The 21910-nt window shown below is 70.7% G+C and carries 24 protein-coding genes and 1 tRNA gene; 10 read left to right on the top strand and 15 right to left on the bottom strand.

Annotation, left to right across the window (positions count from 1 at the left end):
* Window position 1: 1 nt before the first annotated feature.
* The 3 genes from ACZ7H1_RS15955 to nth form a co-directional block, all read right to left on the bottom strand.
* Window positions 2-1201, bottom strand: a complete 1200-nt coding sequence (locus tag ACZ7H1_RS15955; protein ID WP_470787110.1) for a MarP family serine protease — start codon at window positions 1199-1201, stop codon at window positions 2-4.
* 13 nt (window positions 1202-1214) lie between these two features.
* Window positions 1215-2045, bottom strand: a complete 831-nt coding sequence (locus ACZ7H1_RS15950; RefSeq protein ID WP_470787108.1) for an NUDIX hydrolase — start codon at window positions 2043-2045, stop codon at window positions 1215-1217.
* 77 nt (window positions 2046-2122) lie between these two features.
* The gene (gene nth, locus ACZ7H1_RS15945) at window positions 2123-2962 is read right to left on the bottom strand and encodes an endonuclease III (RefSeq protein ID WP_470787106.1); all 840 of its coding nucleotides are present in this window, start codon (window positions 2960-2962) and stop codon (window positions 2123-2125) included.
* A 324-nt stretch (window positions 2963-3286) separates the two neighbouring features.
* Between nth and ACZ7H1_RS15940 the strand changes: the two genes are divergently transcribed.
* Both ACZ7H1_RS15940 and ACZ7H1_RS15935 read left to right on the top strand, forming a co-directional pair.
* Window positions 3287-3961, top strand: a complete 675-nt coding sequence (locus ACZ7H1_RS15940) for a Crp/Fnr family transcriptional regulator (RefSeq protein ID WP_003981529.1) — start codon at window positions 3287-3289, stop codon at window positions 3959-3961.
* A gap of 165 nt (window positions 3962-4126) precedes the next feature.
* On the top strand, window positions 4127-4948 hold the full coding sequence (locus ACZ7H1_RS15935; protein ID WP_470787105.1) for a nucleotidyltransferase: 822 nt from the start codon (window positions 4127-4129) through the stop codon (window positions 4946-4948).
* Here ACZ7H1_RS15935 and ACZ7H1_RS15930 read toward each other — a convergent pair.
* From ACZ7H1_RS15930 to ACZ7H1_RS15910, 5 genes are read right to left on the bottom strand one after another with little or no spacing between them, the layout of a single operon-like run.
* Window positions 4882-5166, bottom strand: a complete 285-nt coding sequence (locus ACZ7H1_RS15930; protein WP_470787103.1) for a hypothetical protein — start codon at window positions 5164-5166, stop codon at window positions 4882-4884. The genes ACZ7H1_RS15935 and ACZ7H1_RS15930 overlap by 67 nt on opposite strands.
* A gap of 19 nt (window positions 5167-5185) precedes the next feature.
* Window positions 5186-6034 (bottom strand): MBL fold metallo-hydrolase, encoded by an 849-nt coding sequence (locus ACZ7H1_RS15925; RefSeq protein WP_470787101.1) that lies wholly within the window; start codon window positions 6032-6034, stop codon window positions 5186-5188.
* Complete coding sequence (locus ACZ7H1_RS15920; protein ID WP_470787100.1) at window positions 6031-6948, bottom strand: NUDIX hydrolase; 918 nt, start codon at window positions 6946-6948, stop codon at window positions 6031-6033. Before ACZ7H1_RS15920 ends, ACZ7H1_RS15925 begins: the two co-directional genes overlap by 4 nt.
* 41 nt (window positions 6949-6989) lie before the next feature.
* Window positions 6990-7460, bottom strand: a complete 471-nt coding sequence (locus tag ACZ7H1_RS15915) for a RidA family protein (protein WP_470787098.1) — start codon at window positions 7458-7460, stop codon at window positions 6990-6992.
* Window positions 7457-7615 carry a DUF4177 domain-containing protein gene (locus ACZ7H1_RS15910; protein WP_226734235.1) on the bottom strand — a complete coding sequence of 53 codons (159 nt, stop codon included), beginning with the start codon at window positions 7613-7615 and terminating at the stop codon, window positions 7457-7459. The genes ACZ7H1_RS15915 and ACZ7H1_RS15910 overlap by 4 nt, the downstream gene beginning before the upstream one ends.
* Before the next feature lie 78 nt (window positions 7616-7693).
* On the opposite strand from ACZ7H1_RS15910, the gene bagA reads away from it, so the two are divergent.
* On the top strand, window positions 7694-8674 hold the full coding sequence (gene bagA / locus ACZ7H1_RS15905) for an ATPase BagA (RefSeq protein WP_470787096.1): 981 nt from the start codon (window positions 7694-7696) through the stop codon (window positions 8672-8674).
* An 8-nt stretch (window positions 8675-8682) separates the two neighbouring features.
* Entirely contained in the window at window positions 8683-9984 is a 1302-nt protein-coding gene (gene bagB / locus ACZ7H1_RS15900) for an ATPase BagB (RefSeq protein ID WP_470787313.1), read from the top strand.
* 45 nt (window positions 9985-10029) lie between these two features.
* Here the strand turns inward: bagB and ACZ7H1_RS15895 are convergent, their stop codons facing one another.
* Entirely contained in the window at window positions 10030-10380 is a 351-nt protein-coding gene (locus tag ACZ7H1_RS15895; protein ID WP_470787311.1) for a WhiB family transcriptional regulator, read from the bottom strand.
* 395 nt (window positions 10381-10775) lie between these two features.
* Here ACZ7H1_RS15895 and ACZ7H1_RS15890 point away from each other — a divergent pair, with 395 nt between their 5' ends.
* Window positions 10776-13046, top strand: a complete 2271-nt coding sequence (locus ACZ7H1_RS15890; protein WP_470787095.1) for a transglycosylase domain-containing protein — start codon at window positions 10776-10778, stop codon at window positions 13044-13046.
* An 89-nt stretch (window positions 13047-13135) separates the two neighbouring features.
* On the opposite strand, the gene ACZ7H1_RS15885 is transcribed toward ACZ7H1_RS15890, so the two are convergent.
* Window positions 13136-13597: a GatB/YqeY domain-containing protein gene (locus tag ACZ7H1_RS15885; protein ID WP_470787094.1), complete on the bottom strand. Its 462-nt coding sequence runs from the start codon at window positions 13595-13597 to the stop codon at window positions 13136-13138.
* Window positions 13598-13665: 68 nt separating this feature from the next.
* On the opposite strand from ACZ7H1_RS15885, the gene ACZ7H1_RS15880 reads away from it, so the two are divergent.
* On the top strand, window positions 13666-14604 hold the full coding sequence (locus ACZ7H1_RS15880) for a metallophosphoesterase (protein WP_470787092.1): 939 nt from the start codon (window positions 13666-13668) through the stop codon (window positions 14602-14604).
* Between the two features lie 96 nt (window positions 14605-14700).
* Window positions 14701-14774 (top strand) — tRNA-Pro (locus ACZ7H1_RS15875).
* A gap of 88 nt (window positions 14775-14862) precedes the next feature.
* Here the strand turns inward: ACZ7H1_RS15875 and ACZ7H1_RS15870 are convergent.
* Entirely contained in the window at window positions 14863-15333 is a 471-nt protein-coding gene (locus tag ACZ7H1_RS15870; protein WP_470787091.1) for a DUF5994 family protein, read from the bottom strand.
* A gap of 292 nt (window positions 15334-15625) precedes the next feature.
* On the opposite strand from ACZ7H1_RS15870, the gene ACZ7H1_RS15865 reads away from it, so the two are divergent.
* From ACZ7H1_RS15865 to ACZ7H1_RS15855, 3 genes are read left to right on the top strand one after another with little or no spacing between them, the layout of a single operon-like run.
* The gene (locus ACZ7H1_RS15865) at window positions 15626-16201 is read left to right on the top strand and encodes a DUF5994 family protein (RefSeq protein ID WP_470787089.1); all 576 of its coding nucleotides are present in this window, start codon (window positions 15626-15628) and stop codon (window positions 16199-16201) included.
* A gap of 5 nt (window positions 16202-16206) precedes the next feature.
* Complete coding sequence (locus ACZ7H1_RS15860) at window positions 16207-16383, top strand: hypothetical protein (protein WP_470787088.1); 177 nt, start codon at window positions 16207-16209, stop codon at window positions 16381-16383.
* Between the two features lie 29 nt (window positions 16384-16412).
* The gene (locus ACZ7H1_RS15855) at window positions 16413-16679 is read left to right on the top strand and encodes a hypothetical protein (RefSeq protein ID WP_470787086.1); all 267 of its coding nucleotides are present in this window, start codon (window positions 16413-16415) and stop codon (window positions 16677-16679) included.
* Window positions 16680-16772: 93 nt separating this feature from the next.
* Here the strand turns inward: ACZ7H1_RS15855 and ACZ7H1_RS15850 are convergent, their stop codons facing one another.
* Genes ACZ7H1_RS15850 through kdpA form a run of 4 tightly spaced genes read right to left on the bottom strand, consistent with a single transcriptional unit; the run spans window position 16773 to window position 21908 of the window.
* Entirely contained in the window at window positions 16773-17459 is a 687-nt protein-coding gene (locus ACZ7H1_RS15850; RefSeq protein WP_470787085.1) for a response regulator, read from the bottom strand.
* Window positions 17456-18133 carry a potassium-transporting ATPase subunit C gene (locus ACZ7H1_RS15845; RefSeq protein WP_470787084.1) on the bottom strand — a complete coding sequence of 226 codons (678 nt, stop codon included), beginning with the start codon at window positions 18131-18133 and terminating at the stop codon, window positions 17456-17458. Before ACZ7H1_RS15845 ends, ACZ7H1_RS15850 begins: the two co-directional genes overlap by 4 nt.
* A gap of 5 nt (window positions 18134-18138) precedes the next feature.
* Window positions 18139-20247, bottom strand: coding sequence for a potassium-transporting ATPase subunit KdpB (kdpB, locus tag ACZ7H1_RS15840; RefSeq protein WP_470787082.1), 2109 nt, complete (start codon window positions 20245-20247; stop codon window positions 18139-18141).
* Entirely contained in the window at window positions 20244-21908 is a 1665-nt protein-coding gene (gene kdpA, locus ACZ7H1_RS15835; protein ID WP_470787081.1) for a potassium-transporting ATPase subunit KdpA, read from the bottom strand. Before kdpA ends, kdpB begins: the two co-directional genes overlap by 4 nt.
* Window positions 21909-21910 lie beyond the last annotated feature (2 nt).

Below are 21910 nucleotides of genomic sequence, written 5' to 3'. Positions count from 1 at the left end.
TCTAGAGGGCGCAGCCCTGCGTGTTGACCCGGCCCGTGGCGTCCTTGCCGATCCGGATGTCGTCGCGGACCTCGTCCACCGTCAGGGCGTACCCGGTGTTCGGGTCGTCCAGGGACTTGGCGAACACCACGCCGATGACCTTGCCGTCGGGCGTCAGCAGCGGGCCGCCGCTGTTGCCCTGGCGGACCGTCGCGAACAGGGAGTACACGTCCCTGCGCACGGTGCCGCGGTGGTAGATGTCCGGGCCGTTGGCGTTGATCCGGCCGCGCACGCGCGCGGCCCGTACGTCGTACGCGCCGTTCTCCGGGAAGCCGGCCACGATCGCGCCGCCGCCGCTGCGGGCGTCGTCCTGCGCGAACTGGAGCGCGGGTGCCTTGAGCTTGGGCACGTCCAGGACCGCGATGTCGCGCTCCCAGTCGTAGAGGACGACCTTGGCGTCGTAGAGCCTGCCCTCGCCGCCTATCTGGACGGTGGGCTCCTGCACGCCTCCGACGACGTGGGCGTTGGTCATGACCTTGCCCGGGGCGAAGACGAAGCCGGTGCCCTCCAGGACCTTGCTGCAGCTGGGGGCGGTGCCGACCACCTTCACGATGGAGCGTTTGGCGCGCTCGGCGACCGGGCTGGCGGCCAGAGCGGGGTCGGGCGGCTGGACCTCGGTGATGGGTTCGTTGGAGAACGGGCTGAAGACCTGCGGGAAGCCGTTCTGCGCCAGTACGGAACTGAAGTCCGCGAACCAGGTGTTGGCCTGGTCGGGCAGGACCCGCGACACGCCGAGGAGCACCTTGGAGTTGCGGACCTCCTTGCCCAGGGTGGGCAGGGACGTGCCGGCCAGTGCAGAACCGATCAGCCAGGCCACCAGCAGCATCGCGACGACGTTGACCAGGGCGCCGCCCGTGGCGTCGAGGGCGCGGGCGGGCGACCAGGTGATGTGCCGCCGCAGCTTGCTGCCGAGATGGGTGGTGAAGGCCTGGCCGACCGAGGCGCAGACGATGACGATGACCACCGCCACGACGATGGCCGTGGTGGACACGTCGGCCTTGTCGGTCAGCTGATCCCAGATCAGGGGGAGCAGGGACACGGCGATGAGGCCACCGCCCAGGAAGCCGATCACCGACAGGATGCCGACGACGAAGCCCTGGCGGTAGCCGACGATCGCAAACCAGACGGCGGCGACCAGCAACAGGATGTCCAGCACGTTCACGTGGGCCACCGTCTCATGCGCGCAGGTCGAGCGGGACCTGCCGGGCCCGGTCCCAGGGCCTCTCCCAGCCGGCGAAGTGCAGTAGCCGGTCGATCACTCCGGCCGTAAAACCCCAGACCAGAGCCGATTCGACCAGAAATGCGGGGCCTTGGTGGCCGCTCGGGTGGACGGCGGTGGCCCGGTGCGCGGGATCCGTGAGATCCGCCACGGGAACCGTGAAGACGCGGGCCGTCTCGGCGGGGTCGACTACCCCGATCGGGCTGGGCTCCCGCCACCAGCCCAGGACCGGGGTCACGACGAACTCGCTGACCGGGATGTAGAGCCGCGGCAGCACGCCGAAGAGCTGCACCCCGGCGGGGTCGAGCCCGGTCTCCTCCTCCGCCTCGCGCAGGGCGGCCCGCAGCGGGCCGGTGGTCTGCGGGTCCCCGTCCTCCGGGTCGAGCGCGCCGCCCGGGAACGACGGCTGGCCCGGATGCGAGCGCAGGGTCCCGGCCCGCTCCATCAGGAGCAGCTCGGGGCCCCGGGGGCCCTCGCCGAAGAGGATCAGCACGGCGGACTGGCGGCCGGCGCCGCTCTCGGGCGGCAGGAACCGGCTCAGCTGGCGCGGCTCGACCGTGCGGACGGCATGCACGACCGGGTCGAGCCACCGGGGCAGGCCGCGGGTGGTGACGGGGATCGCACCGTCCCCGGCTCCGGGCGAGTCGCAGGCCGCCGAGGACACGTCGTACGCGGCTTCGGGTACGACGTACGCGGCGACGGGCGCGGGGCCGTACGCGGCCTCGGGCGGGCCTTTCCGCGCCGTGTCGTCGGCGGCCGTGGTCTCGTCCGGCGTCGCCCGGGTCATACGCACCCCTGTTCCTGTCTCCCCCACACCGCCTCAACGCGGTCCGGGGCCGGATTCGTTCCTCCCGCGACCGCGCCTCAGCCGCCGCTCAGCGGAGACGCAGGCAGGCCGGGATAGTCGGCCGGCGGGCTCAGCCGCTGCCCCGGCTGGCCCCCCTTTTCGTACTTGAGCAGCTTCTGCGCCTTCTCGGGGTCCGTTTCGCCCTCGCCGTACGCGGGGCACAGCGGGGCGATGGGGCAGGCTCCGCAGGCGGGCTTGCGGGCGTGGCAGATCCGGCGGCCGTGGAAGACGACGCGGTGTGAGAGCATCGTCCACTCGCTCTTGGGGAAGATCGCGCAGATCTCCGCCTCGACCTTCTCGGGATCGTCCTGCTCGGTCCACTTCCAGCGGCGCACCAGGCGGCCGAAGTGGGTGTCGACGGTGATCCCCGGCACCCCGAACGCATTGCCGAGGACGACGTTGGCCGTCTTGCGGCCGACACCGGGCAGTGTGACCAGGTCCTCGATCCGGCCGGGGACGTTGCCTCCGAAGTTGTCCCTCAGGGCCGCGGAGAGGCCGAGGAGGGACTTCGCCTTCGCCCGGAAGAAGCCGGTCGGCCGGATGATCTCCTCGATGTCCTCGGGAGCCGCGGCGGCCATGTCCTCGGGGGTCGGATAGGCGGCGAAGAGGGCCGGGGTGGTCTGGTTCACCCGCAGGTCCGTGGTCTGGGCCGAAAGGACCGTGGCGACCAGGAGCTCGAAGGGGTTCCGGAAGTCCAGCTCCGGATGGGCGTACGGATAGACCTCAGCGAGCTCGCGGTTGATCCGGCGGGCGCGGCGGACCATCGCCACGCGAGACTCGGCCTTGGCGGCCTTGGCGGCCTTGGGGGCTTTTGCGGGCCCCGCCGACTTGGCCGAAGCTTTGCCAGCGGCCCCCACTGGGGCTTTTGCGGCTTTTGCGGCCTTCTTCGCGGGACGGGCGGAGGCGTCCGTCGACGCCTGTTCGCCCACAGCAGAATCGGGGGCCGCGGTCACTGTCGCGGGCCCTTTGGCCTGTGCTCTCACCGGCTTATTGGACACTCGGCCAGCCTAAGGGCACCCACTGACACGCTGCCCGGACCTCAGGTAACACCACCCCGATGGGCCCCGGACAGCACAGCACACCCGTACGTCCGGCATCCTTGTGACTGATCGCACTGTTTGTTGCGTCCGGCAAAATGGGGACTACGGTCCCCTGAGCAGGTCGACATAGGAGAGAGACTCGTGGACGACGTTCTGCGGCGCGCCCCGCTCTTCGCGGCGCTCGATGACGAGCAGGCCGCGGAGCTCCGCGCCTCCATGGGCGAGGTGACCCTCGCACGCGGTGACGCCCTGTTCCACGAGGGCGACCCCGGTGACCGGCTGTACGTCGTCACCGAGGGCAAGGTGAAGCTCCACCGCACCTCCCCCGACGGCCGCGAGAACATGCTCGCCGTCCTGGGCCCCGGTGAGCTGATCGGCGAGCTGTCGCTGTTCGACCCGGGTCCGCGCACCGCGACCGCCACCGCGCTGACCGAGGTCAAGCTGCTGGGGCTCGGCCACGGTGACCTCCAGCCGTGGCTGAACGCACGGCCCGAGGTGGCCACGGCCCTGCTGCGCGCCGTCGCCCGCCGCCTGCGCAAGACCAACGACCAGATGTCCGACCTGGTCTTCTCCGACGTGCCGGGCCGTGTCGCCCGCGCCCTCCTCGACCTGTCGCGCCGCTTCGGCGTGCAGTCCGAGGAAGGCATCCACGTCGTGCACGACCTCACGCAGGAAGAGCTGGCCCAGCTGGTCGGCGCCTCGCGCGAGACGGTGAACAAGGCCCTGGCCGACTTCGCCGGCCGCGGCTGGCTGCGACTCGAGGCCCGTGCGGTGATCCTGCTGGACGTCGAGCGGCTGGCCAAGCGCTCCCGCTGACGGCACCGCCGACGGCACCACAGCGTCGCGAAGGGGTTCCGCCCGCCCGGGGTGGGACCCCTTCGCCGTCCCGGACGCCCGGGCGGGCGTCCGCAGGCCGCCGGTCAGGCGACCGGACCGCGCGGGGCCGCGGGCAGCGCCCCCGCCCGGCCGCACAGTGGCCCCATGGATCACTCCGCAGGGCACCCGGGGTTCGTCGAGCGCGAAGGCGGCCTCGGGCGCCTGGCACCCGAGTCCCGGCCCGCGGTCGCCGCCGCCCGCACCCTGATCTCCGAGGCCTTCGGCGCCCGTCTGCACAGCGCGTACCTCTACGGCCCCGTCCCCCTCGGCCGGCCCGCCCCGCTCAGCCTGCTCCTCGCCCTCCGGGAGGAGCCCGGCCCGCAGGACCACGCGACCGGCCAGGCCCTGGCCGACACCCTCGGCGAGGGCGCCACCCCTGGTGAGGGCGCCACGCCCGGCGGGGGCACTACGCCCGGCGGTAGCGCGACCGTCCTGCTGCACGGCCGGCAGACCCTGCTCGACGAGGACGAGCGCGACGGGCTGGGCTGGTTCGTGGCCTGCCAGTGCACGCCCCTGCTCGGCTCCGACCTCGCCGAGGACCTCCCCCGCTACCGCGCCGACGCCGGACTCGGCCCGGCGGAAATGGCCCGCTGGCGCGAGCAGCCACCCACCCCCGAGCTGTCCCGCAGCTGCGCCCGCAGACTCGTCCGGGCGGCCTTCACGCTGGTCATGCCCCGCTGGGGCACGTGGACCGGGGACCTGTGGGAGGCCGCCGAGGCCTTCGCCCGCTTCCACCCCGAGCGGGCCGCGCAGGTACGTGCGGCGGCAGCCGTGGCACGGGACCCCGCGGGCGACCCGGCGGCCCTGCGCACGTACACCGAGGACCTCGGGCCCTGGCTCGCCGCCGCGCACGCCGCGCGCTACAGCTCCAGCGCCTCCACGGCCTTCTTGGCCTCGCTCAGGCCGGCCCCGGTCAGCCGCCGGTAGACCCGGATGGCCTCGATCTCCTTGCCCTGCCGGACCAGCTCCCGGACCTCCCCCAGGCCGGCCGGCTCGGGCTCCTCGATGCCGAAGTGGTCGAGCAGCAGGCCGAGGCGGCGGTCCAGGCGGTCCACTTTGCGCTCCACGGCGCGGATCTTGGTCGTGAAGGCGCCCGTGATCGAGCTGACCGCGATGACGACGACGAGAAGTCCGATAATCCCCATGGGGCGAGGGTAATCGCCGCTAGAACCCTTGATCACCAGGAATCAGGCCGTGCTCGCGCAGGTACTCCAGCTGAGCCCGCACCGACCACTCGGCGGCCGGCCACAGCGAGCGGTCCACGTCCGCGTACACGTGCGCCACGACCTCCTGCGGCGTCGCGAACCCGTTCTCCACCGCCGTCTCCACCTGGGCCAGCCGGTGCGCCCGGTGGGCGAGGTAGTACTCCACCGCGCCCTGCGCGTCGTCCAGCACCGGCCCGTGCCCCGGCAGCACCGTGTGGACCCCGTCGTCGACGGTCAGCGAGCGCAGCCGCCGCAGTGAGTCCAGGTAGTCGCCCAGCCGTCCGTCGGGGTGCGCGACGACCGTGGTGCCGCGACCCAGGATGGTGTCGCCCGTCAGCACGGCCCGGTCGGCGGGCACGTGGAAGCAGAGCGAGTCCGCGGTGTGGCCGGGGGTGGGGACCACCCGCATCTCGAGACCGCCGACCCGGATCACGTCGCCCGCGCCCAGGCCCTCGTCGCCGAGCCGCAGCGCCGGGTCGAGGGCCCGCACCTTGGTGCCGGTGAGCTCCGCGAAGCGGCCCGCCCCCTCGGCGTGGTCCGGGTGCCCGTGCGTCAGCAGGGTCAGCGCGACCCGCTTGCCGGCCTTCTCGGCCGTCGCCACGACCTCGCGCAGATGTACGTCGTCCAGCGGGCCCGGGTCGACGACCACCGCCAGCTCCGAGTCCGGCTCGGAGACGATCCAGGTGTTGGTGCCGTCCAGGGTCATCGCGGACGCGTTGGGGGCCAGGACGTTGACCGCACGGGCCGTCGCCGGGCCGGACGACACGACTCCGCGGGGCTGGCCGGGCAGGGCGGCTGCGTCGGTCATGACCGGCCTCCGTCGGTGTGGATCCGCTTGGTGAACTCGTCGTGGCCCGGCCAGCTGAGCACCAGCTCGCCGTCCTCCTTCAAGGTGGCCTGCGCGAGTACGGGGTCCAGGTCCTGCCGCTCCGCCGCGGCCAGCGCGTCGGCGGCGGTGGCGTACGGCTCGAGCGAGCGCAGGGTGGCGATGGTCGGCGGCATCATCAGCAGCTCGCCCTTGTCGTAGCCGTCGGCGGCGTCCGCGGGGCGGGTCCACACCGTGCGGTCGGCCTCGGTGGAGGCGTTCCGGGTGCGCTGGCCCTCGGGCAGGGCCGCGACGAAGAACCACGTGTCGTAGCGGCGCGGCTCGAACTCCGGCGTGATCCAGCGCGCCCACGCGCCGAGCAGGTCCGAGCGGAGCAGCAGCCCGCGCCGGTCGAGGAAGTCCGCGAAGGACAGGTCCCGGGCGACGAGCGCCTGCCGGTCGGCCTCCCAGTCGTCGCCGGTGGTGTCCCCGACGACGGCGTCCGCGGTGGGTCCGGCGAGCAGGACGCCCGCTTCCTCGTACGTCTCCCGTACGGCGGCGCACACGATGGCCTGGGCGGTCGCGGTGTCGGTGCCCAGCCGACCGGCCCAGGTCTCCAGGGGCGGACCGGCCCAGCCGACCAGGTGGTCGTCGTCGCGCGGGTCGACGCCGCCGCCCGGATACGCGTACGCGCCCCCGGCAAAAGCCATGGAGGCGCGTCTGCGCAGCATGTGGACGGCGGGACCCCCGGGGGTGTCGCGCAGCAGCATGACGGTGGCCGCCCGCTTCGCCGCCACGGGCGTGAGCGAGCCGTCCGCGAGGGCGCGGATCCGGTCGGGCCACTCCGGCGGATACCACTGGCCTCCGGGAGTGACCGCGCCCTGCCCCTGCGTGTGACCGTTCTGACCATTCGCCATGGCCGGATGCTACGGCCATCCGCCCCGATGTTCGAGGGGCCTCAGGAACCGGCCGCCACCTCGACCTGGAACTCGATCTCGACCGGCGCGTCCAGGGGCAGGACCGACACGCCCACGGCGCTGCGCGCGTGGACGCCCTTCTCGCCCAGGACCTCGCCGAGCAGCTCGCTCGCGCCGTTGACGACACCCGGCTGGCCGGTGAAGTCGGGGGCGGAGGCGACGAAGCCCACGACCTTGACGATCCGCTCGATCTTGTCGAGGTCGCCGATGACGGACTTGACGGCCGCCAGGGCGTTCAGCGCGCAGGTCGCGGCCAGCTTCTTGGCGTCTTCGGCCGAGACCTCGGCGCCGACCTTGCCGGTGAGCGGCAGCTTGCCCTGCACCATCGGCAGCTGGCCGGCGGTGAAGACGTAGGCGCCGGAGCGGACGGCCGGCTGGTACGTGGCCAGCGGCGGGACGACCGCCGGAAGGGTCAGCCCGAGCTCGGCGAGCCTGGCCTCTACGGCGCTCATGCCTTCTCCCGCTTCAGGTAGGCGACCAGCTGCTCGGGGTTGTTCGGGCCGGGCACGACCTGGACGAGCTCCCAGCCGTCCTCGCCCCAGGTGTCGAGGATCTGCTTCGTGGCGTGGACGAGCAGGGGGACAGTCGCGTATTCGAACTTCTTCATGCAGGCGAGCGTAGTACGTGCCGCACGCTCATCGAGACCTCGTGCACGCCCGGGAATCCGAGTGGTTAGGCTCGACGCGTGAGCAGGCTCCAGGTGGTCAGCGGCAAGGGCGGTACCGGTAAGACCACGGTCGCCGCAGCACTCGCGCTCGCCCTCGCGACCGAGGGCAGGCGGACCCTCCTCGTGGAGGTCGAGGGCAGGCAGGGGATCGCGCAGCTCTTCGGCGCGGAGGCGCTGCCGTACGAAGAGCGGAAGATCGCCGTGGCGCCCGGCGGCGGCGAGGTGTTCGCGCTGGCGATCGACGCCGAGCGCGCGCTGCTCGACTACCTCCAGATGTTCTACAAGCTCGGTTCGGCCGGCCGCGCCCTCAAGAAGCTCGGCGCCATCGACTTCGCCACCACCATCGCGCCGGGGCTGCGGGACGTCCTGCTGACCGGCAAGGCCTGCGAGGCCGTCCGCCGCAAGGACAAGTCGGGCGCCTTCGTCTACGACCACGTGGTGATGGACGCCCCGCCGACCGGCCGGATCACCCGGTTCCTCAATGTGAACGACGAGGTCGCGGGGCTGGCCCGGTTCGGGCCGATCCACAACCAGGCGCAGTCCGTGATGAAGGTGCTCAAGTCACCGGACTCGGCGGTGCACCTGGTGACGCTGCTGGAGGAGATGCCCGTCCAGGAGACCGCGGACGGGATCGCGGAGCTCGCGGAGGCGGGCCTTCCGGTCGGCCGGGTGATCGTCAACATGGTCCGCCCGCACCACCTCGACGAGAGCGCCCTGCAGGCGGTGGCCGGCGGGCAGCGGGCCGAGGTGGCCAAGGCGCTGTCCCGGGCCGGGCTCGGCGGCGCGCGGCGCGGCGGGCTCGCGGAGCGCCTGGTGGACCCGCTGCTGTCGGAGGCCGCCGAGCACGCGACGCGCGTCGGGCTGGAGCGCGAGCAGCGGGCCGTGCTGGAGCGGCTCGGCGTGGCCGCGTACGAACTGCCCCTGCTCGGCGGGGGCATGGACCTGGCCGGGCTCTACGAGCTGGCCACGGAGCTGCGGAAGCAGGTGGACGCCGCGTGAGCGAAGCCATGAAGGCGGTGCTGGGGCCGGACACCCCGCGGCGGCTGGAGGTGGACCGGCTGCTGGACGACCCGGCGACGCGGATCGTGGTCTGCTGCGGTTCGGGCGGGGTCGGGAAGACGACGACGGCGGCGGCGCTCGGGGTGCGGGCTGCCGAGCGCGGGCGCAGGGCGGTCGTCCTGACCATCGACCCTGCGCGGCGGCTCGCCCAGTCCATGGGCATCGACTCGCTGGACAACACCCCGCGGCGGGTCGAGGGCATCGACGGGCGCGGGGCCGGGGCCGGAGCCGGCGAGCTGCACGCCATGATGCTCGACATGAAGCGGACCTTCGACGAGATCGTCGAGGCGCACGCGGACCCCGAGCGGTCCCGGGCGATCCTGGAGAACCCGTTCTACCAGTCCCTGTCCGCCGGGTTCGCCGGCACGCAGGAGTACATGGCCATGGAGAAGCTGGGCCAGCTCCGGGCGAAGGACGACTGGGACCTGATCATCGTGGACACCCCGCCGAGCCGGTCCGCACTGGACTTCCTGGACGCGCCGAAGCGGCTGGGGTCGTTCCTGGACGGCAAGTTCATCCGGGTGCTGATGGCCCCGGCGAAGGTGGGCGGCCGGGCCGGGATGAAGTTCCTGAACGTCGGCATGTCCATGATGACGGGAACGCTGAGCAAGCTGATGGGCGGTCAGCTGCTGAAGGACGTGCAGACCTTCGTGGCCGCGATGGACACGATGTTCGGCGGGTTCCGGACCCGCGCGGACGCCACGTACCGACTGCTGCAGGCCCCGGGCACGGCGTTCCTGGTGGTGGCGGCGCCCGAGCCGGACGCGCTGCGGGAGGCCGCGTACTTCGTGGAGCGGCTGGCCGAGGAGGACATGCCGCTGGCGGGGCTCGTGCTCAACCGGGTGCACGGCAGTGGTGCCGCACATCTCTCGGCGGAGCGGGCACTGGCCGCCGCAGAGAATCTTGAAGACGGCGGCATTGTGGATCAGGAGCCCGGGAAAGCTGGACTTCGTGACTCCGCCGCTTCCGTCGCCTCCGATCCCACGGGTTCCGCAGGCGTGGAGGACGGCGCCCCTCCCGAGGACGGCTCCCCCGCCGCAGTGGACGAGCTCACGGCAGGACTGCTGCGTCTGCATGCCGAGCGCATGCAGGTGATCGCGCGCGAACAGCACACGCGGGACCGTTTCACCTCGCTGCACCCCGAGGTGGCGGTGACCGAGGTGGCCGCCCTGCCCGGCGATGTGCACGACCTCGCCGGGCTACGGGCCATCGGTGATCGACTCGCGACCGGGAGTCCGGCCGGAGTGTGAGCGGTGAGACGTGCGGTGCTGCCGCCTCCGCCTGCTGCGGCGGGCCTAGCCGACGGCGGCGTACGTCTCGTACGGAATGTCTGCGTCCGAGTCGACGTCGACGGTCAGGATGCCCGTACTGCGCTCGTACTCCGTGCGAGCGGTTTCGAGCAGCCTGCGCCAGGAGGTGACCGTGGGACGCCTGCGCAACAGCGCGCGCCGTTCCCGCTCGGTCATACCGCCCCACACGCCGAACTCGACGCGGTTGTCGAGTGCGTCGGCCAGGCATTCGGTCCGCACCGGGCAACCGGTGCACACCGCCTTGGCCCTGTTTTGCGCTGCACCTTGAACGAACAGTTCATCCGGATCGGTAGTGCGGCAGGCTGCCTGCGCACTCCAGTCGGTAACCCAGCCCATCTCGGCGCCGTCCTCTCCCGAATCGAGGCTCCCCCACGGCGGCAGCGGCATATTCACCGCTGCCAGTTGAGGACGTTACGGAAGGGATGCACAGCGCAACACCCCCGACGGGCCCAATCTTGAATGGCCCGAACGGACTATGCGTAAGCGGCAGATCACCCGACGGAGTGACCCGGCGACATGCCCGGCCTATCCGGCAATTTGGGGCATTCCACTCAACTCAGATCGGGCGCCGCATGACGGATGCGGGGGATTCGGACATGAGTCCACCCTCTTCGGGAAGGGTGAAAGTCGCATCGGGGGGTTGATGTCCGGCGGCACTGCTGTGACAGTTGAGAGCAGCTTAGGCCAAGGCATACACGTGTGTCCGGCGAATGAGAACGTAGGCTGCCCCCATGGCAAAGAAGCGCTCGGGCGGAGGGCTCACGGGGAGCCAGCAGGCCGCCAAGTTCCTCGGGGTCTCCGTTCTCTCCGGAGTCGTGCTCGCCGGCATCGCGATCCCCGGTGCGGGCGCGCTCGGCCTGGCGGCCAAGGGCACCGTCGAGGGATTCGACGAGATCCCCGCGAACCTCAAGACACCGCCGCTGAGTCAGCGCACCACCATCCTCGACGCCGAGGGCGGGCTGATCGCGACCGTCTACTCGCGCGACCGCAAGGTGGTCCCGCTCACGGCCATCTCCCCGTACATGCAGAAGGCGATCGTCGCGATCGAGGACTCGCGCTTCTACGAGCACGGCGCGATCGACCTCAAGGGCATCCTGCGCGCGGTCAACCGCAACGCGCAGGAGGGCGGCGCCGCCCAGGGCGCGTCGACGCTGACGCAGCAGTACGTGAAGAACGTCTTCGTGGAAGAGGCCGGCGACGATCCGGCCAAGGTGGCCGAAGCGCAGCAGAAGAGCCTCGGACGCAAGATCCGCGAGCTGAAGTACGCGATCCAGGTCGAGGAAGAGCTCGGCAAGAAGAAGATCCTCGAGAACTACCTCAACATCACCTTCTTCGGGCAGCAGGCGTACGGCATCGAGTCCGCGGCGCAGCGCTACTTCAGCAAGCCCGCCCGGGACCTGACCCTCGACGAGTCGGCGCTGCTCGCCGGCCTCGTCCAGTCGCCCAGCCGGTACGACCCCGTGAACGACACGGAAGAGGCCACCAAGCGACGCAACACCGTCCTGCAGCGCATGGCCGACATAAGGGACATCTCGCAGGCTGAGGCCGACAAGGCGAAGGCCGCGCCGATCAGGCTGAAGGTCACCAAGCCCAAGAACGGCTGCATCACGGCCGTCAGCGGGGCCGGCTTCTTCTGCGACTACGTCCGCGCGACCTTCCTCTCCAACCCCGTCTTCGGGAAGACGAAGGAGGAGCGGGCCAAGATCTGGAACCAGGGCGGCCTGACCATCCGGACCACCCTGGACCCGCAGTCGCAGGAATCCGTGAACGCGTCCATCAAGGACCACGTCAACCAGGACGACAAGGTCGCCACGGCCGTCACCCTGGTGCAGCCCGGCACCGGCCGGGTGATGGCGATGGGCCAGTCGCGCCCGTACGGCTTCGGCGCGAACGAAACCCAGATCAACTTCTCCGTCGACCGGAAGATGGGCGGTTCGAACTTCGGCTTCCCGACCGGTTCGACCTTCAAGCCCTTCGTGGCGGCCGCTGCCCTGGAGCGGGGCATGCCGGCGACGAAGATGTACGCGTCGCCGTTCGAGATGGACTACCCGAGCCCGGTGCAGACCTGCAGCGGCAACCCGTGGGTGAACACCAACGGCGAGCGGGTGCCCAACGAATCCGAGTCCGAGGTCGGCCCCTACGACCTGCGCGAGGCCATGGCCAAGTCGGTCAACACGTACTTCGTGGAGATGATCGGCGAGATGGGCCTGTGCCCCCTCAACGAGATGGCCAACAAGCTCCGGGTCATCCGTGCCGACGGCAAGAAGCTCCCCGAGAGCCCGGCCATCTCGCTCGGTACCGAGGGCATGTCCCCGCTGACCATGGCCAACGCCTACGCGACCTTCGCCAACCGCGGCACGTACTGCTCGCCCGTCGCCATCGAGTCGATCACCGACTCGCAGCGCAAGTCGCTCGAGGTCCCGAAGTCCACCTGCGAGCGGGTGATGTCGGAGAAGACCGCCGACACCGTGAACACGCTGCTGCTCGGCGTGGTCGACTCCGGTACCGGCCTCTCGGCCGGCCTGACCGACCGCGACAGCGCGGGCAAGACCGGAACCACCGACTCCCGCCACAACGCCTGGTACGTCGGCTACACCCCGAACATGGCGGGCGCGACCTGGGTCGGCTCCCCCGGCAACAACCAGGTCTCGATGGAGAACATCACCATCGGCGGCCAGTACTACGAGAAGGTCTACGGCGGCGGGCTGCCCGGCCCGATCTGGAAGGACGCCGTGTCCGGCGCCCTGGCCGGGCGCGAGGCGGCGGACTTCGTGACGGTCCACATCCCCAGCCCCCAGAAGCCGAACCCCGGCGGCAAGGGCAAGCCGAACAAGCGCAAGCCCGGCAAGGGCCGTGACGGGAAGCCGGGCGACGACGAGCCGGGCAACCCGGGCGGCCGCGCCGAGGGCATGACCAACGGCGGCGCGGGCGACGACCCGGAGATCCCGTTCCCGGGTCTGCCCATCGAGCCGGGGCTGCTGGGCGGCCAGGACGGCCGGTAGCCGGTAAGCCGGAAGACGGAAAGAGGGAGGGCCCCGGCCGTGTCGGCCGGGGCCCTCCCTCTTTCCGTCTTCCGGCTTACCGTGCGGCGCTACGCGAGCAGCTGCTTGACGACGGCGGCGACGCGGCCGCCCTCGGCGAGCCCGGCGACCTTCGGGTTCACGATCTTCATGACGGCGCCCATCGCCCGCGGCCCCTCGGCGCCCGCGGCCTTGGCCTCCTCGACGGCCTGCGCCACGATCGCGTGCAGCTCGTCGTCGGAGAGCTGCTTGGGCAGGTACTCGGCGAGCACCGCGCCCTCGGCGTTCTCACGCTCGGCCTGCTCGGGGCGGCCGCCCTGCGCGAAGGCGTCGGACGCCTCGCGGCGCTTCTTCGCCTCCTTGGCGATCACCTTGAGGACTTCGTCGTCGGAGAGTTCGCGGGCGGTCTTGCCGGCGACCTCCTCCTTGGTGATCGCGGCGAGGGTGAGCCGGAGCGTGGACGAGCGCAGCTCGTCGCGCGCCTTGATGGCGGTCGTGAGGTCTTCCTGGAGCTTGGCCTTGAGCGTGGTCATGCGGTCGAGTCTGCCACCTGCGGGGGCTGTGGCGCCCACCGGTTTTCGGCGTCTGCGACCATATGGGGATGCACGTGCGTTACGCAGTACCGCTGAAGGTCACCGCTGGAATCGCGGCGGCCGGGGCCGTCGGTGTGGCCTATGCCGCCGGGTTCGAGGCCCGGTCGTTCCGGCTGCGCCGGGTGACCGTACCGGTGCTGCCGCGCGGCATGCGGCCGCTGCGGGTGCTCCAGGTCTCCGACATCCACATGGTGCGCGGCCAGCACAAGAAGCGCCGCTGGCTCCAGTCGCTCGCCGGGCTGCGTCCCGATTTCGTGGTCAACACCGGGGACAACCTCTCCGACACCGAGGGCGTGCCGGACGTGCTCGACGCGCTCGGCCCGCTGATGGACTTCCCCGGTGTGTACGTCTTCGGGTCGAACGACTACTACGGCCCGCGGCTGCGCAACCCCGGCCGCTACCTGATCGAGAAGGTGCAGGGCCGGCACGGGCTGAACGGCAACAAGCCGGTCGTCGGCGCGGTGCACAACCCCTGGGAGCAGATGCGCGACGCGTTCGACGCGGCGGGCTGGCTGAACCTCACCAACACGCGCGGCCGGCTGAAGCTGCCGGGCGCCGAGCTGGCCTTCACCGGCCTGGACGACCCGCACATCAAGCGGGACCGGTTCGCCGAGGTCGCGGGCGGCCCGGAGCCGGACGCCGACTTCTCGCTCGCGGTGGTCCACGCGCCGTACCTGCGGGTCCTGGAGGCCTTCACCGCCGAGCGGTACCCGCTGATCCTCGCGGGCCACACGCACGGCGGCCAGCTGTGCATCCCCTTCTACGGGGCGCTCGTCACCAACTGCGACCTGGACACCGACCGGGTCAAGGGACTGTCCACCCACGAGGCGGCGGGATACCGCTCGTACCTGCACGTCTCGGCGGGCTGCGGCACCAACCGCTTCACCCCGGTGCGCTTCGCGTGCCCGCCGGAGGCGACCCTCCTCACCCTCGCCCCCGAGGCCTGAGCCCCGGCCCCGCCGAAAACCGGATTTCGTCTCAGCGCGAGGGTCCGCTAAAGTAATCGATGTCGCCAGGGCAGCAAGCTTCTGCAAGGGCGACATCGGGGTGTAGCGCAGCTTGGCAGCGCGCTTCGTTCGGGACGAAGAGGTCGTGGGTTCAAATCCCGCCACCCCGACTTCGTAAGACCAGGTTGGCCACCTACCGGTTTCGGTAGGTGGCCAACCTGTTTTGGTATGTGGTCCGGGCTCCTTCTGCGTACGGCGTCAGGCCGTCGTGGGGGCTATCAAGAGCTGGGTCGCCTGGGTGGCGTTTGCGGCGTCGACTGCGCGGGCCATCGCTTCGCGGGCCGCGTCCGGGGTCGTGTTCGGGGGGACCACCAGGAGTGCGAAGTGGTCCTGGTCGCCGCGGGTGATGAGGACGGTGTCGTCGCCGACCGGGTCGGAGTCGAGGTGCACGACGCGGTCTTCGACCATCAGACGGGTCGGGAGGCCGTTCCAGGCGGAGGCGTCCAGGGCGACCCGGGTGATGGGGCCGAGGTGCTTGGTCAGTGCGGTGATCAGGGCGGGAAGCTCGGTCGAGACATCGCGGGTCCGGGGCCACCACGCGCCGTCGAGCACCCCTGTGCGGGAGCGCGTGGTCTGCAGCCGCAGCAGGGCCGTGCCGGGCTTGACCGCGTGGTGGATCTCGTCCGGGAGGAGCCGGGACGGAGTGGGCTGCCTGTCGGGTTCGGACATGGTGATCCGCCCCTTCCGGGGTACGGCCGCCCGTACTGGGTACGGCGGTTGGCCGGCGCGACGCCGCCGACACCTCACGGTACTGCGCGAGGTGTCGCCCGCGCTCGCCGGAGCAGCCCCCGCCTATCTTCCGTACTGCGGAAAATACCTGGTCACAAAAGGATTCAGGGGCATTTCAGGCGTACAGTGGAAGGACCGGAAGCACTTCGCGCACCAGCGTCCACGCAGGTGTCGTTTCCGGGGAACACGAAAGCCGGGCTGCCGACGGGTGGCCCGGGGGCAGGTCCGCGTCATGACCACGACCCTTGACCGCACAGCGCCCCGCGACCTCGCCCACGAGTTTTCGGCTCGACTGTCACTGACTCCGAAGACCACGCTCGCCGGCCAGCTGGACGGCGCGTGGTGGCCCTACTCCAGGAATCTGGAAGCCGAACTTCCGCCGCTGGCAGCCGCACTCGACGAGGCCTGGGGACGCATCACACGCGTCACCGTCAACCCCACCCGCTGGCCCGCCATCCCGCACAAGGTGCCCGTAGGCGGGCACTCCGTGCACGTGGGGTGGTTCGCCGAGCAGGACCCCGACAAGCTGATCCTGCTGTCGCTCTCCGTCGGACGCTGGGACCTGCTCGTGGTTCCGCCCGAGACGGAGCCGGCCGCCGCCGCTCGGCTGATGGCTGCCGCAGCGGTGCCGGGCAGCGTCCTGACCGCCGGAGCCCTGATGGCCAACGAGACCGTGATCGGCCGCGGCATCCGGGACCGCCGGAGCCGTGAGGACACCTGGGAGACCGAAGGCGGGGCATGCATGTCGCCGTTCGGGCACCTGGTCGGGCGGCGGGCGCTGCCCGTGCCCGGGAACACCTGGAGGTGAGCAGGATGGAGACCATCGCCTTCATCGCCGTGATCGTGGTCATGATCGCCCTCGGGATGCGCCTGATCCATCTGCTCAACGCGCAGCACGATGCGCGGATCGCGGCCTACGACTTCAGCGACGCCCCTCCCTCACCGGTCGGCACCCGTCGTCGAGCCCACCGCAAGAGTGCCGACCGGTGACCTCCCCCGCTCCGAAGGGACACACCGTTGTGAAGCCCATCGAGATCCTGAACCTGCCGTCGGACGGGCACGCGGAGGTCAGGATCGTCGCGTCCTCCCCCGATGCCGCCCGCGCGGTCGCCGAGGTGCTGCGGCACTGTTTCGGCGGCACCGAGCAGCGCAGCTACCCGACCGCGGACGGCGGCACCCGGCTCCACCTCACGCTGGACACGGCCTCCGCCGCCGGACCCGCCCGCTCCTGGCTGGCTTCCAGCAGGTCTGCCGTCGGGACCGGCGTCCATGCCGACGAGGTCTGAGCCCGGCGGTCGTTCGGCCGGACGAGGAAGCGGGCCGCGGCGCAGACCGCGACGACCGGCGGATGGAGCGGACCGGGTCCCGGCGGCGACGCCTCAGGCGTCGAGCCGGTAGCCCATGCCCGGGGTGGTGATCAGGTAGCGGGGGTGGGACGGGTCCGCTTCCAGTTTGCGGCGGAGCTGGGCCATGTAGACCCGCAGGTAGTTGGTCTGGGTGCCGTACGACGCCCCCCACACCTCCTGGAGCAGGTGCTTCTGGCTCACCAGCTTTCCGCGGTTGCGGATCAGCACCTCCAGGAGGTGCCATTCGGTGGGGGTGAGGCGTACCTCGCGGTCCTGGCGGCGGGCCTTCTTGGCGCGGAGGTCGATGGTGAAGTCCTCCGTCTCCAGGACGGCCGGTTCCGCCACGGCGCTCTTCGCGGCGGCGGTCCGGCGGGAGCAGGCCCGCAGCCTGGCGAGGAGCTCGTTCATGCTGAACGGCTTGGTGATGTAGTCGTCGGCGCCCGCGTCGAGGGCTTCGACCTTCTCGTCGGAGCTGTGCCGGGCGGAGACCACCAGGATCGGCACCCGCGACCAGCCGCGCAGCCGCCGGATGGCGTCGATGCCGTCCATGTCGGGCAGCCCGAGGTCGAGCAGGATCACGTCGGGACGCCGGGCCGCCGCGGCTTCGAGCGCCGAGGCGCCGTCGTGGGCGGAGTCCACGTCGTACTGGCGGGCCTTCAGGTTGATCACCATGGCCCGTACGAGCTGCGGTTCGTCGTCGACCACCAGCACCCGGGTCATTTCGCGGTCAGCGCCTTGAGTGCGGTGTTGAGTTCGAGGACGTTGACGCGGGGCTCGCCGATGAAGCCGAGGGTGCGGCCGGTGGTGTGGTCGGCGACGAGCTTCTCGACCTGCTTGACGTCGAGGTCGTTCTTCTCGGCGACGCGGTGGACCTGGAGCTCGGCGTAGGCGGGGGAGATGTGCGGGTCGAGGCCGGAGCCGGAGGAGGTGACGGCGTCGGCGGGCACGTCCTGCGGCCTGACCTTGTAGGTGGCCGTGGAGTTGTCGGCGACGACGGCGGCCTTGGCGTCCTTGACCCAGGTGATCAGGTCGGCGTTGTCGCCGGAGCGGTTGGTGGCGCCGGAGAGGATCAGCGAGTACCGGGTGTTGACGCTGTTGGAGCCCAGGCCGTTGGAGGGGCGGGGCTGGAACCATGCGAGGTCCGGCTTCGCGGCCTCTTCCGGGTCGTTCGGGTCCTTCTTCGGCAGGTTGTAGGTCTGGCCGATGAGGGAGGAGCCGACGACCTGGCCGCTGCTGTCCTTGATCTCGGATCCGTTGGCCTTGTCGTGGAAGACGGCCTGGGCGATCCCCGTGACGGCCAGCGGGTAGAGGACCCCGCAGATCACGGTCAGAACGAGGAGGGCCCGGAGGCCCGCACCGATCAGGCGCGCGGTGTTGCCTACAGAGTTGTTCATGACGGTCAGCCGATTCCGGGGATGAGGGAGATGAGGAGGTCGATGAGCTTGATGCCGATGAACGGGGCGATGAGGCCGCCGAGTCCGTAGAGGCCGAGGTTGCGGCGGAGCATCTTGTCGGCGCTGGTGGGCTTGTACTGGACGCCCTTGAGGGCGAGCGGCACGAGCGCGATGATGATCAGCGCGTTGAAGATGACGGCGGAGAGGATCGCGGACTCCGGCGAGGCCAGGTTCATGATGTTGAGCTTGTCCAGGCCCGGGTAGACCACCGCGAACATCGCCGGGATGATCGCGAAGTACTTCGCGACGTCGTTGGCGATGGAGAACGTCGTCAGGGCTCCGCGGGTGATCAGGAGCTGCTTGCCGATCTCCACGATCTCGATGAGCTTGGTGGGGTTGGAGTCCAGGTCCACCATGTTCCCGGCCTCCTTGGCGGCCGAGGTGCCCGTGTTCATCGCCACGCCGACATCGGCCTGCGCCAGCGCCGGGGCGTCGTTCGTACCGTCACCGGTCATCGCGACCAGCTTCCCGCCCGCCTGCTCCCGCTTGATCAGGGCCATCTTGTCCTCGGGCGTGGCCTCCGCGAGGAAATCGTCCACGCCCGCCTCCTCGGCGATGGCCTTCGCGGTGAGCGGGTTGTCACCCGTGATCATGACGGTCTTGATGCCCATCCGGCGCAGCTCGTCGAACCGCTCCCGCATGCCCTCCTTGACCACGTCCTTGAGGTGGATGACACCGAGGACGCGGGCGCCCCGATCGTCATGGACGGCGACGAGGAGAGGCGTGCCACCGGCCTGGGAGATGGCATCGGCAAGGGTGCCGGCGTCGTCGGCGACCCGGCCGCCCTGTTCCCTGACCCAGGCGATGACGGAGCCGGCTGCGCCCTTGCGGGTCTTCTTGCCGTCCACGTCGACGCCGGACATGCGGGTCTGCGCGGTGAACGGGATCCACTCGGCGTGGGCGAGTTCGCCCTGGTGGCGCTCCCGCAGCCCGTACTTCTCCTTCGCCAGGACCACGATCGAGCGGCCCTCGGGGGTCTCGTCCGCGAGCGAGGACAGCTGGGCGGCGTCCGCCAGCTCGGCCTCCGTGGTGCCCTTGACCGGCACGAACTCCGATGCCTGGCGGTTGCCGAGGGTGATCGTGCCGGTCTTGTCCAGCAGCAGCGTCGAGACGTCGCCGGCCGCTTCGACCGCACGGCCCGACATGGCCAGGACGTTGCGCTGGACCAGGCGGTCCATGCCCGCGATGCCGATCGCCGAGAGCAGGGCGCCGATGGTGGTGGGGATCAGGCAGACCAGCAGCGCGGTCAGCACGATCATCGACTGCTTGGCGCCCGCGTAGATCGCGAACGGCTGGAGCGTGACCACGGCCAGAAGGAAGACGATCGTCAGCGAGGCGAGCAGGATGTTCAGCGCGATCTCGTTGGGCGTCTTCTGCCGGGCCGCGCCCTCGACCAACGCGATCATCCGGTCGATGAAGGTCTCACCGGGCTTCGTCGTGATCTTGACGACGATCCGGTCGGAGAGCACCTTCGTGCCGCCCGTGACCGCGCTGCGGTCGCCGCCGGACTCGCGGATGACGGGGGCGGACTCGCCGGTGATCGCGGACTCGTCGACCGATGCGACGCCTTCGACCACGTCGCCGTCGCCGGGGATCACGTCGCCGGCCTCGCAGACCACCAGGTCGCCGATCTTCAGCTCGGTGCCCGGTACGCGTTCCTCGCTCGTGCCGTCCTCGGTGAGGCGGCGGGCGACGGAGTCGGTCTTGGCCTTGCGCAGGGTGTCGGCCTGGGCCTTGCCGCGGCCCTCGGCCACGGCCTCCGCGAGGTTCGCGAAGATCGTGGTCAGCCACAGCCACGCCGTGATGGCCCAGCCGAACCAGTCCGACGGGTCCTTGACCGCCAGGACGGTGGTGACGACCGAGCCGATCAGCACCACGAACATGACCGGCGACTTGATCATGATGCGCGGGTCGAGCTTGCGTATGGCGTCCGGGAAGGACTTCACCAGCTGCTTGGGGTCGAAGAGACCACCGCCGACCCGGCCGCCGTCGCCGGGCTTCTGGCCGGTCGGGAGGTCCTGGTGGGGGGCTCGGGTGGGAGTTGCGGTGCTCATGATGCGAGCCCTTCGGCAAGCGGACCCAGCGCGAGGGCCGGGAAGTAGGTGAGGCCGGTGACGATCAGGATGGTTCCGACCAGCAGGCCGGTGAACAGGGGCTTCTCGGTCCGCAGGGTGCCCGCCGTCTCCGGGACGGGCTTCTGCTCGGCGAGCGAGCCGGCCAGCGCCAGGACGAACACCATGGGCAGGAAGCGGCCCAGCAGCATGGCGATGCCGATGGTCGAGTTGAACCACTGGGTGTCGGCGTTGAGGCCCGCGAAGGCCGAGCCGTTGTTGTTCGCGCCCGAGGTGTAGGCGTAGAGGATCTCGGAGAAACCGTGCGCGCCGGTGTTCGTCATCGAGTGGCCCGGGGTGTCCAGGGCCATCGCCACGGCGGTGAAACCGAGCACCAGCGCAGGGGTGATCAGGATGTAGCAGGCCGCGAACTTGATCTCACGGGTGCCGATCTTCTTGCCCAGGTACTCCGGCGTCCGGCCGACCATCAGCCCCGCGATGAACACCGCGATGATCGCCATGATCAGCATGCCGTAGAGGCCGGAGCCGACACCGCCGGGCGCGATCTCGCCCAACTGCATGCCCAGCAGCTGGATACCGCCGCCCAGGCCCGTGTACGAGGAGTGGAAGGAGTTCACCGCGCCCGTGGAAGTGAGCGTGGTGGCCACGGCGAAGATCGACGAGCCGCCGATGCCGAAGCGGGTCTCCTTGCCCTCCATCGCGCCGCCCGCGATCTCGAACGCCGGGCCGTTGTGGGCGAATTCGGTCCACATCATCAGCGCGGTGAAGCCCAGCCAGATCGTGGCCATCGTCGCCAGGATCGCGTAGCCCTGCTTGACGCTGCCGACCATCCGGCCGAAGGTGCGGGTCAGGGCGAAGGGGATCACCAGGATCAGGAAGATCTCGAACAGGTTCGAGACCGGATTCGGATTCTCGAAGGGGTGCGCGGAGTTGGCGTTGAAGTAGCCGCCACCGTTGGTGCCGAGCTCCTTGATGACCTCCTGCGAGGCCACCGCCCCGCCGTTCCACTGCTGCGAGCCCCCCATGAACTGGCCGACCTCGTGGATCCCGGCGAAGTTCTGGATCGCCCCGCACGCCACCAGAACGACCGCGCCGACCACCGAGAGCGGCAGCAGGATCCGGACGGTGCCGCGCACCAGGTCGGACCAGAAGTTCCCCAGCTCACCGGTACGGGAGCGCGCGAAGCCCCGTACGAGCGCCACCGCCACCGCCATGCCGACCGCCGCCGAGACGAAGTTCTGCACCGCCAGGCCACCGGTCTGCACGACGTGGCCCATGGCCTGCTCACCGGCGTACGACTGCCAGTTGGTGTTCGCCACGAACGACGCAGCAGTATTGAAGGCCTGGTCCGGGTCGATCGACGCGAAGCCCAGCGAGCCGGGCAGACTGCCCTGCAGCCGCTGCAAGCCGTACAGGAACAGCACGCCCACGGCCGAGAACGCGAGCACCCCGCGCAGGTACGCGGGCCAGCGCATCTCGGCATCCGGGTTCGCACCGATGGCCTTGTAGATCCACTTCTCCGGCCGGTAATGCCTCTCGGAGGAGTAGACCCGGGCCATGTAGTCGCCCAGCGGACGGTAAACCAGCGCCAGCACCGCCACGAGGGCGAGCAGCTGGAGCACACCGGAAAGTACGGGACTCATCG

Source organism: Streptomyces sp. NPDC037401 (genome assembly GCF_055602345.1).
Note: the sequence above shows the minus strand (reverse complement) of the source record. Positions and strands in the feature narration are given on the sequence as shown.

What these genes read in the sequence shown, in the direction of transcription:
- ACZ7H1_RS15950 (WP_470787108.1), bottom strand. Translation starts at nt 2,045, where the DNA reads ATGACCCGGGCGACGCCGGACGAGACCACGGCCGCCGACGACACGGCG.
- ACZ7H1_RS15935 (WP_470787105.1), top strand. Translation starts at nt 4,127, where the DNA reads ATGGATCACTCCGCAGGGCACCCGGGGTTCGTCGAGCGCGAAGGCGGC.
- ACZ7H1_RS15930 (WP_470787103.1), bottom strand. Translation starts at nt 5,166, where the DNA reads ATGGGGATTATCGGACTTCTCGTCGTCGTCATCGCGGTCAGCTCGATC.
- ACZ7H1_RS15925 (WP_470787101.1), bottom strand. Translation starts at nt 6,034, where the DNA reads ATGACCGACGCAGCCGCCCTGCCCGGCCAGCCCCGCGGAGTCGTGTCG.
- ACZ7H1_RS15920 (WP_470787100.1), bottom strand. Translation starts at nt 6,948, where the DNA reads ATGGCGAATGGTCAGAACGGTCACACGCAGGGGCAGGGCGCGGTCACT.
- ACZ7H1_RS15915 (WP_470787098.1), bottom strand. Translation starts at nt 7,460, where the DNA reads ATGAGCGCCGTAGAGGCCAGGCTCGCCGAGCTCGGGCTGACCCTTCCG.
- ACZ7H1_RS15910 (WP_226734235.1), bottom strand. Translation starts at nt 7,615, where the DNA reads ATGAAGAAGTTCGAATACGCGACTGTCCCCCTGCTCGTCCACGCCACG.
- bagB (WP_470787313.1), top strand. Translation starts at nt 8,683, where the DNA reads ATGAAGGCGGTGCTGGGGCCGGACACCCCGCGGCGGCTGGAGGTGGAC.
- ACZ7H1_RS15895 (WP_470787311.1), bottom strand. Translation starts at nt 10,380, where the DNA reads ATGGGCTGGGTTACCGACTGGAGTGCGCAGGCAGCCTGCCGCACTACC.
- ACZ7H1_RS15890 (WP_470787095.1), top strand. Translation starts at nt 10,776, where the DNA reads ATGGCAAAGAAGCGCTCGGGCGGAGGGCTCACGGGGAGCCAGCAGGCC.
- ACZ7H1_RS15885 (WP_470787094.1), bottom strand. Translation starts at nt 13,597, where the DNA reads ATGACCACGCTCAAGGCCAAGCTCCAGGAAGACCTCACGACCGCCATC.
- ACZ7H1_RS15880 (WP_470787092.1), top strand. Translation starts at nt 13,666, where the DNA reads ATGCACGTGCGTTACGCAGTACCGCTGAAGGTCACCGCTGGAATCGCG.
- ACZ7H1_RS15870 (WP_470787091.1), bottom strand. Translation starts at nt 15,333, where the DNA reads ATGTCCGAACCCGACAGGCAGCCCACTCCGTCCCGGCTCCTCCCGGAC.
- ACZ7H1_RS15865 (WP_470787089.1), top strand. Translation starts at nt 15,626, where the DNA reads ATGACCACGACCCTTGACCGCACAGCGCCCCGCGACCTCGCCCACGAG.
- ACZ7H1_RS15860 (WP_470787088.1), top strand. Translation starts at nt 16,207, where the DNA reads ATGGAGACCATCGCCTTCATCGCCGTGATCGTGGTCATGATCGCCCTC.
- ACZ7H1_RS15850 (WP_470787085.1), bottom strand. Translation starts at nt 17,459, where the DNA reads ATGACCCGGGTGCTGGTGGTCGACGACGAACCGCAGCTCGTACGGGCC.
- ACZ7H1_RS15845 (WP_470787084.1), bottom strand. Translation starts at nt 18,133, where the DNA reads ATGAACAACTCTGTAGGCAACACCGCGCGCCTGATCGGTGCGGGCCTC.
- kdpB (WP_470787082.1), bottom strand. Translation starts at nt 20,247, where the DNA reads ATGAGCACCGCAACTCCCACCCGAGCCCCCCACCAGGACCTCCCGACC.
- kdpA (WP_470787081.1), bottom strand. Translation starts at nt 21,908, where the DNA reads ATGAGTCCCGTACTTTCCGGTGTGCTCCAGCTGCTCGCCCTCGTGGCG.